Origin of the sequence: Lysobacter terrestris, from assembly GCF_014489475.1 — a bacterium.
Taxonomy (GTDB): Bacteria; Pseudomonadota; Gammaproteobacteria; order Xanthomonadales; family Xanthomonadaceae; genus Agrilutibacter; species Agrilutibacter terrestris.
In genome coordinates, this window is sequence record NZ_CP060820.1 from 191206 (window position 1) to 202996 (window position 11791).

Below are 11791 nucleotides of genomic sequence, written 5' to 3' on the forward strand. Positions count from 1 at the left end.
GATATGCGTTCGATCTGTGTCTATTGCGGCTCCAACGCCGGCAACAAATCCCTCTACGCCGATCGCGCCATCGCGCTGGGCAACCGCCTGGCCCGGGAAGGGCTGGCGCTGGTGTACGGCGGCGGCAACGTCGGCCTGATGGGTATCGTCGCCGATGCCGTGCTGGAAGCCGGCGGTGAAGTCGTCGGCGTGATTCCGGAACAACTGGTCGGTTGGGAAGTCGCGCACCAGGGCCTGACCCGGCTGGAGGTCGTCGCCAACATGCACGAGCGCAAGGCGCGCATGTTCGACCTCGCCGATGGTTTCGTCGCCCTACCCGGCGGTTTCGGCACGCTCGACGAGATGTTCGAGATGCTGACCTGGCGCCAGCTCGGGATCGGCGACAAGCCCTGCGCCTTCCTCGACGTCGACGGCTTCTACGCGCCGTTGATGACGATGCTGGATCGCATGGTCGAAGAACGCTTCCTGCATCCCGACCAGCGCCGCGACCTGTGGCACGGCGACGACATCACCTCGATGATCGAGTGGATGCGCGCCTACCGCCCCGCCGATGCGAACAAGTGGATGGACGAGAAGCGACGCAAGCAGTTGCGTTGACGCTCTTGCGCTCGTCATCCCGGCGCAAGCCGGGATCCAGTGCTTTTGCCGTTGCCATTCAAGGACGAATCAATGAAGGATCCGTGCGTCTACATTCTCGCAAGTCAAAGGAATGGGACGCTGTACAGCACCCGACAATGGCGTCCGCGATCGAACGTGAGAAAGCGCTCAAGGAATGGAAGCGTACTTGGAAGCTGAAACTGATTGAGACTTCAAATCCGGAATGGCGCGACCTGTATCCTGAAATACTCGGCTGAAACACAGCACCTCTGTCCAAGTTGCGACAGAATCAAAGGCACTGGATCCCGGTTTGCGCCGGGATGACGAGCAGAAACAAATGCCCACACCCACTCGATTCACCGCCTTCCGCATCCACAACGACGCCAACGGCTACCGCAGCGGCCTCGAGCAGGTCTCGCTCGATGATCTCGCGCCGGGCGAAGTCGTCATCAGGACCGCGTACTCCTCGGTCAATTACAAGGACGCGCTCGCCGGCACCGGCCAGGGCAAGATCCTGCGCAAGTTCCCGCTCATCGGTGGCATCGACGTGGCGGGCCACGTGGTCGCCTCCACCGATCCGAAGTTCCGCGAAGGCGACGCCGTGCTGGTCACCGGTTGCGGGCTGAGCGAGACGCGCGACGGCGGCTACGGCGAATACGCCCGGCTCGAATCGCTGTGGGTCATCCCGCTGCCGACCGGGCTGAGCCTGCGCGAGAGCATGATCCTGGGCACGGCCGGCTTCACCGCGGCGCTGGCGTTGTACCGGATGACCGACAACCGGCAGACGCCGGACCTTGGTCCCCTGGCCGTGACCGGCGCCACCGGCGGCGTCGGCTCGCTGGCGGTGGACATCTTCAGCCGCGCCGGCTTCCAGGTACACGCGATCAGCGGTAAGCCGGAACACGCCGACTACCTCCGCTCGATCGGCGCCAGCGACGTGCTCGGGCGCGATGCGCTGGCGACGACCCGTCCGCTGGAATCCGCCCGCTTCGGCGGCGGCCTCGACAACGTCGGCGGCGGCATGCTCGCCAGCCTGCTCGCGCAGACCGCGCCCTACGGCAATGTCGCCAGCGCGGGACTCGCGGCCACCCCCGAACTGCCGACCACGGTCATGCCGTTCATCATCCGCGGCGTGTCGCTGGTCGGCGTGGCCTCGGCGGGAACGGCGCGCGACATCCGCGATGCGGTGTGGCAGCGCCTCGCGAACGAATGGAAGCCGCGCCACCTGGACCGCATCTGCACCCGCGAAGTCACCCTGCCGCAGCTGCCGGACGTGTTTGCGACGATGCTCACAGGCGGCTCGTTCGGCCGTACGCTGGTGGCCTTGTAGCGGCTTGCGGCGTCACGCCGCGCCGTTACAATCGGACCGACTTCCTGGGGAAAACCTGATGGCCCGCATCCTGATCGTCGACGACTCGCCTTCGCAGTTGATGGGCATCCGCCGCATCGTGGAAAAGCTCGGCCACGAAGCCATCACCGCCGAGGACGGCGCCGCGGGCGTGGAAGTGTGCACGCGCGAACTGCCCGACCTGGTCCTGATGGACGTGGTGATGCCGAACCTCAACGGCTTCCAGGCCACCCGCTCGATCAGCAAGAACCCGAGCACCGCGCACATTCCGGTGATCCTGGTGACCACCAAGGACCAGGACACCGACCGCGTGTGGGGCATGCGTCAGGGCGCCAAGGCCTACATCACCAAGCCCTTCAGCGAGACCGACCTCGCGGACATCATCACCCAGGTGTTCAAGTAAGCAAAAAGGCGGCCCAGGCCGCCTTTCTGTTTGCGCGGATGATGCGCCGCCGCGCACTCAGGCGCGGCGCCAATCGTCCCCGAATGCATCGCGCATCGCCTCATACGCAGCCTGCTGCGCAGGGGTCTCCGGCAGCGGCGCCAGGATCTCCAGTTCGACGATCTGGTCGCCCGCCGGCGTCCCCGGCAGTCCGCGTCCACGCAGCCGCAGCTTGCGCCCGCTTTCCGAACGTGGCGGCACCTTCAGTTCCACCGGCCCGCCCAGCGTCGGCACGCTGACGGTCGCACCGAGCGCGGCCTCCCACGGTGCCACCGCCAGTACGTGGATGATGTTGCGGCCGTCGACTTCGAACTGCGGATTCGCGGCGTATTCGATTTCCAGCAGCAGGTCGCGGCCGGCATTGCCCTGTCCGGCCAGGCGGATCACCTGGCCCGGGCGGATGCCCTTGGGAATGCGCACGTCCAGCGTGCGGTTGCCGATGCCGATCCGCGCGGGGCTGCCGTTGTAGACCGACTCCAGCGACACGGCGAGCTTGGCCCGGGTGTCGCCGCGGGGCTGCGGCGCGGCGCCACCGAAGCCGCCACCGGCGCGTCCGCGCCCGAACAGGTTCTCGAAGAAGTCGCTGAAGCCACCGCCCGCGCCACCGCCGGCAAAGATCTCGTCGAAGTCGACACCGCCGTAGCCCTCGGCGAACCCGCCCGGCGGCGGTTGCACGTCATCACCGGGGCGGTAGCCGCGCGCGCGCAGCTGGTCGTAGGCGGCGCGCTTCTGCGGATCGCGCAGCGCTTCGTACGCCTCGTTGACCGCCTTGAACTGCTCCTCCGCGCCGGGCTCCTTGCTGACGTCCGGGTGGTACTTGCGCGCGAGACGGCGGTAGGCGCCCTTGATCTCGGCTTCACCCGCACCCGGCTCCACGCCCAGCGTTTCGTAGTAGTCCTTGAATTGCATACGCGTCGTTCCGGAACCGGGGCGGCAAGCGCCGCCATGCAGGCATGAGGTTAGCGCATTCGGGGCGTCCCGGAGCCAGCGTCGCACGCACGAGCCACGGCTCGCCAAGCCTCGCGCGGCTGGTCCGGGATGCGTCGTTGCAACGGCATTGACGCCTTCGTCCGCGCGGGGAACTACACTTCACCACGACTCCCACGAGATCCCACGATGACCATCCAGGTAGGCGACCGCATTCCCGAAGTACCCCTGCAACGCATCCGCGAGGGCGTCGAGATCATCGATACCCCGACCCTGTTCGACGGCAAGAAGGTGGTGCTGTTCGCCGTGCCGGGCGCATTCACGCCCACCTGCTCGGAACGCCACCTGCCCGGCTTCGTGCAGCATTTCGAAGAGTTCCAGGCACGCGGCATCGAGGTGCTGTGCATGTCGGTCAACGATCCCTTCGTGATGCAGGCCTGGGGCCAGAGCCAGCACGTGCCCGATGCGCTGCTGATGCTGGCCGACGGCAACGCCGACTTCACCCGCGCGCTGGGGCTGGAACTCGACGCCAGCGCCTACGGCATGGGCAAGCGCTCGCGCCGTTTCGCGCTGTACGCCGAGAACGGCACGGTCAAGAAGCTGTTCGTCGAAGCACCAGGCGAATTCAAGGTGTCGTCGGCCGAGCACATGCTGGAAGAACTCGCCGGCACGTGATCGACGGAAGACATGCGAAGACAAGCGCCCGCTCACGCGGGCGTTTGTTTTTTGCAGCGTCGGCTTCACCCGACTGCGCGGCACCGTCACCGCAGGACCTGGAACTCCACCCGCGACCACGCGCCACTGTCGGCCAGTGCGGTCAAGGTGTGCGCACCGGGTTCCCCGAAGTCATGCAGGAAGCTGCCGGCACCCGCGGATTCGCCGATCAGCCGACCATCCAGCAGCCAGCGGATCCGCGCCTCGCTGCCGATCGCGCGCACCGACAGTCGCAATGGCGCCGTGCTGTTGGATGCGCGGGCCAAGGTGGCACGGTCGTTGATGCCCTCGATGCGCAATTCCTCGCTGGCATCGCGGCCGTCGCCGACGCAGTCCGGTGAGAGCGCGGGCAGGCGCGCGGCCATGCGCGCTTCCTGCGACAACCAGGGCGACGCGAGTGCGGGCCAGCGCGCGATTTCGTTGCTGCGGCGCGCGTGCGGTTGCGCGCAATCGGCGGAGAGGCGCAGTCCGGTACGTGCGTCCGTCTCGAAGCGTTCGCGTCCCGCACTCCACAGGCGCGCGTCCCGTTCGGCGAACGTCGGCGGAACGACATCGTCGAGCACCCACGCCTTGAGCTTGCGCCGGCACAGTTGCGGCGCCTGCGGATCCGGCGGCACGCCCAACGGCCAGCAGATGTCGATCTGTTCCACGTTGCCCGGTGGCGGCCGCGGCGCGCCATCGCCGCGCTGCGCCGGCAGGCTGTCGACGACTTCGAACAACAACGGCAACGCGGTGACCACGCCGTACTGCCCCGGCAATGGGGTGCCGTCGGGGCGGCCCACCCACACCCCCACCGTGTAACGGCGCGTACTGCCCAGCGCCCACGCATCGCGGAAGCCGTAGCTGGTGCCGGTCTTCCACGCCACGCGCGGGCGACCGCTGGCGTCGAAAGTATCGGCAATGCTGCCCGGACGCGGGTTCGCTTCCAGCGTGTCGCGGATGATCCAGGCCGCGCCCGGTGACAACAGGCGCCGTTCCACGCGTGCATCGCCGGGGCGATAGCGCACGCGACCGGCAACGCCGTCGCGATTCAAGGCCGCGTAGGCACCGACGAGATCCTCCAGGCGCGCGCCGGTGCCGCCGAGGATCATGGCGAGGTTGGGCTTGCCGCCATCGGGCCACTTCAGGTCGATGCCGGCGTTGGCGAGCCGCGCCGCGAAGCGCGACGGCCCGACGCGATCGAGCAGGTCGACGGCGGGCACGTTCAAGGACAGCCGCAGCGCCTCGGCCGCGCCGATCGGGCCGTTGAACGCCATGTCGAAGTTGCCGGGCCGGTAGTCGCCGAACGCCTGCGGCGCATCCACAAGCAGGCTCTCGGAATGGATCAGGCCGTCGTCGAGCGCGAGCCCGTAGAGAAACGGCTTCAAGGTCGAACCCGGCGAACGCCAGGCCTTGACCATGTCGACGTGGCCGAGCCGCGCCTTGTCCGCGAACTCGACCGAACCGACGTAGGCGCGCGCTTCCAGCGTGGCGTTGTCGACGACGAGCAAGGCGGCGGAGGTGCGCTCGGGCAGGTCGGAGAAGTACGCGGCGACGCGGTCTTCCAGCGTGCGTTGCAGGTCGATGTCGAGGGTCGACGCGATGCGCGGCGATTTCGGATCGGCGAAGCGCAACCGTTGCGCCAGCAGCGAGGCATGCCGCGGCGGCTGCAGCGAACGCGCCACCACCGGTTCCATCCGCGCATCGCGCACGTCCTGCACCGACCACACGCCGAGTGTCTGCATGCGCGCGAGCACCTTGTCACGCGCGTTGCGTGCGCGTTCGGCTTCGCGGTCCGGCCGCAACCGGCTTGGCGACTGCGGCAGCACGGCCAGCAGTGCGGCTTCGGCGTGGGACAGGCGCGCGGCCGGCTTACCCAGGTAGGCCCAGCTCGCCGCTTCGATGCCTTCGATGGTGCCGCCGAAGGGCGCGCGGTTGAGGTAGAGGGCGAGGATCTCGTGCTTGTCCAGGTGCACTTCCAGCTGGATCGCGCGCGCCAGTTGCCGCGCCTTGGCCCAGGGCGTGCGCGTGTGCCGGCGTTGCGCCGGCATGTCGAGAATGCGCGCGACCTGCATCGTCAGCGTCGAACCACCCGATACCACGCGCCCGTGGCGCAGCCATTGCCCGCCCGCGCGGGCCAGGGCGAAGGGATTGATCCCACCGTGGCGCCAGAACCAGCGGTCCTCGTAGTTCAGCAACGCCTCGAGGTAAAGCGGCGACACCTGCCCGACCGTCACCGGATAACGCCAGACGCCGCCGCGATCGGCGAAGGCACGCAGCGGCGTGCCGTCGCGCGAGAGCACCACCGCGCCGGCGTCGCGCTGCGTCGGCAAGGGCAAGGGAAACGCCAGGTCGAGGAGCATCGCCGCCGTCACCAGCAGCAGCGCAACCAGCAGCACCTGCAACGGGAAGCGGCGATGGATGCGCAGCCGGCCGAACGAGGTGAATGCGTTGTTGTTGCGTTCGGCGTTCAAGAAAAACCAGGGCAAAGTCGAAAGTGGATTCCGGGCCTGACAGCTTCGACTGTCGACGAACCGGTCCTGCTGTCGTTCCGTCGGAAACGGAACGCAGCAGGACCGTGCAGGCTTACCGCCCCGGCTGCTTCACCGTCAGCGTCGCCGGGCTGGCCTTGCCCACGCCGCGCATGTCGGGACGGTACATGTCCTCGACCAGCGACGGTGGCACGGTGTAGGTGCCCGGCGTCACCGCGCGCACCAGGTAGAACAGCTTGGCCGTGTCGTAGGTCGTGAGCTTCAGCGCCGCCACGTAGCGGTCGTCGCGGTATTCCTCGTGCCGGGTTTCGGCGGCCTCGTCGCGATCGGCGATCTCGATGCCATCGACGACGACGCCGGCCCACTGCTTGGCATCGCCGAGGTTGAAGTTCTCGATCTCCAGTCCCGCCGGCAACAGGTCGGTGACCAGCGCATCGGGCATGTCCACGCTGCTCTTGATGGTGAGCTGCACGATCAGGCTGTCGCCCTCCTCCAGCGTGCCGCCGCTCCACTCCTTGCCTTCGGTGGTGTAGTACTTGCGCGTCACCGAGACGGTGCTGGCATCCGGTTCCGGCGCCGTGCGCGGCACGCCCGCCACTTCCAGGCTCGCGTACAGCGGCGGTTCGCCCTGCGGCACGAACGACACGCCACGCGACAGTGCCTCGAAATCGACGGTACGGCCGGTCACGCGCGTTGCCGCCACGTCGAAAGCTTCGCCGCCGACCTTCCACTGGCCCGACACCATCTTCTTCTGGTCGGCCATCAAGGCCTTGCCGAGGCGCGCGAGCGCCACCTGCTCCTGCGTGCTCAGCCAGAACCAGCGCATGTTGCGACGCGCGTCGAGTTCGCGCCCCAGGGCCACCACGCGGGCATCGAACTCCGGCTTCGCATAGCCGCGTTCGTGCAGCAGCGCGACCATCAACGCGTCGTCGCGCAGGCGGGTGCCGTAATCGGCGAGGTAGACCGGGCGCTGCTTCGGATCCATCGCGAAACCGGCGGCCATCGCCTTCGCACCGCGCGCCTTGTCACCCTGCAGCGACAGAGCCAGACCCAGGTGCACCAGCGGCAGGCCGGTCATGCTCTGCTTGCGGCTGTTGTCGTACAGCGCACGCAGCGTGCCCAGCGGCGCGCGGTTGACGCGCGCGAGCACGTAGCCGGCGTGGGCCTGGTAGGCGAACTTGAGGTGGTCGCGATTGTCGTAGCCGTAGAACGGCGCGCCGCCCGCGAGCAGGTCCTCGTTGAGGGCCTTCAGCGCCTTCTGCAGCATGTTCTCCGGCACGGCGAAGCCGGCTTCGCGCGCATCCAGCAGGAACTCGACGATGTACGGCGTCAGCGCCTGGTTGATGTAATCGCCGTCGCCCCACATCGAGAAGTGGCCGGAGCTGACCTGCATGGAAGCAAGCCGGCCGAACGCACCTTCCATGCGCTCGCGGCGCTGCTTCGCGCTGAGGCCGGCGACGCCGAGCATCTTTGCCGTGTCCTCATCCAGCTCGAGCGCGGCGTAACCCTTGCTCGTCGTCTGCTCCGCGCAGCCGTAGGGATACTTCAGCGCATCCTCGAGCGCCGCCGCGAACGGGATCGGCGGCAACGCGCTGACCACCATCCGCGCCTGCACCGAACCGGGCATCAATCCATCGGCGAGATCGGTACCGAGCGGCACCGCTTCCAGTCCGTCCAGCACCCGCGTGCGCGAACGCATCACCGCCGACCAGGCCGGGCGCACGGGCACGTCGTACTTGCGATCGACGTTGTAGCCGTTGCCGCTCACGCGCACGCGCACCTGCGCCGTGGTGTAGCCCTCGCTCGCGATCAGCGGGAAGGTGTAGGTCGTCTTGCCGTCGACACCGAGCTTGGCCGTGCGCGCGCCGTCGGCCAACGCCAGCGGGCCGATGCCGTCGAGCTGCACCTTGAACTCGCCCGGCTTGCCGGTGAAGTTCTGCACGTCCAGGGTCACGCTGCTGCGGTCGCCTGGCGCGAGCACGCGCGGCAGGCTCGCTTCGGCCAGCACCGGCGCGCGCACCACGGTTTCGTTGTCCTTGCTGCCGTAGCTCTTGCCGGCGTACACCAGCGCGGACACGCGCAACGTGCCGTTGAAGTCGGGAACCGCCAGCTTCACCCGCGCCAGGCCCTTCGCGTCCAGCTTCACCGGGCCGCTGAACAGATCCACGGTCTGCACGTGCGCGGTCGGGCGGCGCGCCTGCGGCAGCGCCAGCGCTGCCATGTCGCCGCCGAAACGGATCCGCGCCGTGCCGCCTTCAAAGCTTTCGATCACCCGGCCGTAGACGTCGTAGGCATCGACGCCGAGGCGGCGCTGGGCGAAGAAGTGCTTGCTCGCATCCGGCACCGGGAAGCGGGTGATGTTGAGGATGCCGACGTCCACCGCCGACACCGTCACGAACGCGTCCTGCCCCGCCAACTGCGGCACGCTGACGGTGACCGGAAGGTCGCGCTCCGGACGCATCAGCTTGGGCACGGCCAGACCAACCGCCACCGTGCGATCGCGGCGGTCCATCGGCACGTGCGCAATGCCGACGGCGCGCGCGGGCGTGATCTTGTCGGCCGCGGTGCCGCCGCGGAACACCAGCGCGGTGACGTAGACGTCGTGGCGTTCCCAATCCTTGGTCACCGGGATCTCGAACGTGCTGCCGGCCTTCGCCTCGATGTCCTGCACGTAGATCATGTGGTCGCTTTCGACCATCAGCAGGCCCTTGCCGGCGTGCGGCGGGGTCAGCGTCACCTTGAGCACGTCGCCGGACTTGTAGGCGATCTTGTCCAGCGCGAGCTTGACCTTGTCCGGCCGCGCATCGAGGCCGCGGTTCTCGTCACTCCAGCTCCAGCCCGCCTTGAACGGATAACGGGTGGTGAGCTTCGTCGCCGGATCGAACACGTCCAGGCGGTACTCGCCCCACTCCACCGGGAAATCGATCCGGACCGGCGCGGCGCCGGCATCGATGGTGCGCGTGCTGATGTCTTCGTAGCGGCGGGTGAAGTCGTAATCCCAGCCGTCGTTGTCCCAGTTCCAGTGGTAGTCGCGGTGCTCGCGCACCAGCGTCACGCGCAGCCCGTTGCCGGGACGCGGCTTGCCGTCGCTGCCGAAGCGGCTCAGCTGGAAGCCGGCGTTGGCGTTCGCATCGGTGCCGTCCTTGTCGTCGAACAACGGTCGCACGGCGACCAGCGCATCGGCCGGCCACAGCACGCGCTTGAGGCTGCGATTGACGCTGCGGCCACCGGTTTCGAACACGCTGCCGGTCACCATCGCCGCGATCGTGCTGACCGGCTTGGCTTCGGCCGGGAGCGCGATGTCCTGTTCCAGCTTGCCGTTGGCGTCGAGCGCGGTGTCGATGACGTCCTTGGCTTCCTTGGGCAGCTTGAGCATGGGGTCGCCGAAGAACCAGCCCGGCAGCTGCTCGAGCGGATGCTGCTCCACCGCGACCGTGAGCTTGGCAGTGAAGCGATTGGCGGCCGCAGGCGCGCCGTAGAGGTAGGCGCCGGTCGCCTGCAGGCGCAGCGGCTCGCCCGGCTTGATCACGTCCTGCGCGGCGAGATCGAGCTTCATGCGTTCGGGCAGGAATTCCTCGACGCGCAGGGTCATGCCCTGCACCGCTTCCTTGCTCGCCGGATCGGTGCGGAATTCGACGCGCCAGCGCCCGGTTGCCGCATCGACCGGAATCACCTGGGTGTGGCGCACGTAACCCTGCGCGTCCGGCTGCAGGCTGGTTTCCAGGAAGGTCTTGCCGTCGGGTTGCACGTAGCGGACGAAGACCGGTTGCAGCCCCTTGCCCTTCGCCTTGGCGGTGATCGGCTGGCCGTCCTGGTCGCGCAGCAGCGCCGACAGACGCACGGTTTCACCCGGACGGTAGAGGTCGCGCCCCGACCAGGCGAAGACGTCGAACCAGGCCTGTTCGCGACCGGCCACGGCGAACTCCGACAGGTCCAACGCCGGTTGGTTGAACGGCAGCATCGACACGTCGCTGCCGCTCTGCGCGATCAGCACGTGCGCGGCGTCGAGCTTGTAGTCGAGCATGGCGTTGCCGTTGCGGTCGGTGACCGACTTCATCACCGGCTCGCCGTCGCCGTTGAGGATCTTCAGCTCCACGCCATTGATGGCGCCGCCGGTTTCCAGCGACGCTGCGTGCACGAACAGGCGGTCCTTGTAGGCGCGCGTGTGCAGGCCCAGGTCGCTGACGGTGAAGAAGGCGGTGTCGAATTCCTCCTTGAAACTGCCCGCGCGCTTCATCACCGCGAAGTACAGGCCGGGCTCCTGCAGTTCCTCGATGTCCTGCAGCGGCAGGTAGGTCAGGACGCGTTCGTTCTTCTTGCCACCGAGGACGAAGCGGTTGACGTAGACCGGCTCGGCCAGCTTCGACAGCGGCGTGCGGCCGTGGCTGATGCCGTCCTCGTCGTCCCAGGAGTATTCGCGCTCGAGGTCCCAGGCGCTGCGGCGGCCGCCGCGCTGGAATTCGGCGAAGAACCGGGGCAGCTCCTTTTCCTTGATGCGCAGGAATTCGACGTCGACTTCGGGCACGTTGACCGACACCACCGGCAGGCCGCGGCTCTCGCGCGCCGGCAGCACGCTGCCCTGCGAGGCGAAGCCGACCACGGGTTCGAGCGGGCCGGTGTAGACGGTGCGCTTTTCCTCCTTGCCCAGGCGGTTGCCGTCGGCGGCGGTCAGGCCCGCGCGCAGGGTGACGACGTACTCCTTGCTCGCCTCCACGTGCGGGAAGCGCAGCACCTTGGCTTCGTCCGCGCCCTCGTCGTCGAGCACCCAGCTGCCCTTCACCGGAGCACCGTCCTTGTCGGTCACGGCGATCAGCGCATCGAATTCCTGGGTGCCGACCAGCGGGCGGCTGAATTCCAGGGCGATGGCGAGCTCGTCGTCGCCGGCCTGGTCGGGATACGCCGCCACCAGGCCGAAGCCCTTCACTGCGTCGCGCTTCGCGGCGATCTTCTCGCCGCCCACCGCCGGCAGCTGGCCGTCGGCATCGCGCTTGCAACCGCCGAGGGCCAACAGCACCGCCAGGGCGAACACCACCGCGCCCTGCCACGGCCTGCGGTGGACCGGCAAACGAGCAGATGGCAAACGGGACTGCACGGATCCATCCGAACACGAAACGCGCTTCATGCGACTCTCCCCAAGTTTGCGTGCAAGCGTATAGAACCGAAGCCACGTCACACAATGGCGGCGAACGATTGCAGGAAGCGCGCCAGTGAACTGGCGTTTAGCATTGCCACGGCGGCCGCCATGGTCGCCTGAAGATGCAGCCTGACGCGATTTCGCGGCGACAGCGGTCA

General features: G+C 68.0%; 7 protein-coding genes. 4 read left to right on the forward strand and 3 right to left on the reverse strand.

Annotated features, from left to right (window positions below):
• Window positions 1-3: 3 nt before the first annotated feature.
• The 3 genes from H8B22_RS00880 (at window position 4) to pilH (ending at window position 2348) form a co-directional block, all read left to right on the forward strand.
• The gene (locus H8B22_RS00880; protein ID WP_187713457.1) at window positions 4-597 is read left to right on the forward strand and encodes an LOG family protein; all 594 of its coding nucleotides are present in this window, start codon (window positions 4-6) and stop codon (window positions 595-597) included.
• A gap of 337 nt (window positions 598-934) precedes the next feature.
• Complete coding sequence (locus H8B22_RS00885; protein ID WP_187712292.1) at window positions 935-1927, forward strand: YhdH/YhfP family quinone oxidoreductase; 993 nt, start codon at window positions 935-937, stop codon at window positions 1925-1927.
• A 58-nt stretch (window positions 1928-1985) separates the two neighbouring features.
• Window positions 1986-2348 (forward strand): twitching motility response regulator PilH, encoded by a 363-nt coding sequence (gene pilH, locus H8B22_RS00890; RefSeq protein WP_187712293.1) that lies wholly within the window; start codon window positions 1986-1988, stop codon window positions 2346-2348.
• A gap of 57 nt (window positions 2349-2405) precedes the next feature.
• On the opposite strand, the gene H8B22_RS00895 is transcribed toward pilH, so the two are convergent.
• Window positions 2406-3296, reverse strand: coding sequence for a DnaJ C-terminal domain-containing protein (locus H8B22_RS00895; RefSeq protein WP_187712294.1), 891 nt, complete (start codon window positions 3294-3296; stop codon window positions 2406-2408).
• 207 nt (window positions 3297-3503) lie between these two features.
• On the opposite strand from H8B22_RS00895, the gene H8B22_RS00900 reads away from it, so the two are divergent.
• Window positions 3504-3989, forward strand: a complete 486-nt coding sequence (locus H8B22_RS00900; RefSeq protein WP_187712295.1) for a peroxiredoxin — start codon at window positions 3504-3506, stop codon at window positions 3987-3989.
• Between the two features lie 86 nt (window positions 3990-4075).
• On the opposite strand, the gene pbpC is transcribed toward H8B22_RS00900, so the two are convergent.
• Both pbpC and H8B22_RS00910 read right to left on the reverse strand, forming a co-directional pair.
• Window positions 4076-6430 (reverse strand): penicillin-binding protein 1C, encoded by a 2355-nt coding sequence (gene pbpC, locus H8B22_RS00905; protein WP_407060830.1) that lies wholly within the window; start codon window positions 6428-6430, stop codon window positions 4076-4078.
• 163 nt (window positions 6431-6593) lie between these two features.
• A complete protein-coding gene (locus H8B22_RS00910; RefSeq protein ID WP_187712296.1) occupies window positions 6594-11621 on the reverse strand; it encodes an alpha-2-macroglobulin family protein in 5028 nt (1675 codons plus the stop codon).
• Window positions 11622-11791 lie beyond the last annotated feature (170 nt).

Coding starts and splice junctions, on each gene's coding strand:
- H8B22_RS00885 (WP_187712292.1), top strand. CDS start 935: ATGCCCACACCCACTCGATTCACCGCCTTCCGCATCCACAACGACGCC.
- H8B22_RS00910 (WP_187712296.1), bottom strand. CDS start 11,621: ATGAAGCGCGTTTCGTGTTCGGATGGATCCGTGCAGTCCCGTTTGCCA.
- H8B22_RS00880 (WP_187713457.1), top strand. CDS start 4: ATGCGTTCGATCTGTGTCTATTGCGGCTCCAACGCCGGCAACAAATCC.
- H8B22_RS00895 (WP_187712294.1), bottom strand. CDS start 3,296: ATGCAATTCAAGGACTACTACGAAACGCTGGGCGTGGAGCCGGGTGCG.
- H8B22_RS00900 (WP_187712295.1), top strand. CDS start 3,504: ATGACCATCCAGGTAGGCGACCGCATTCCCGAAGTACCCCTGCAACGC.
- pilH (WP_187712293.1), top strand. CDS start 1,986: ATGGCCCGCATCCTGATCGTCGACGACTCGCCTTCGCAGTTGATGGGC.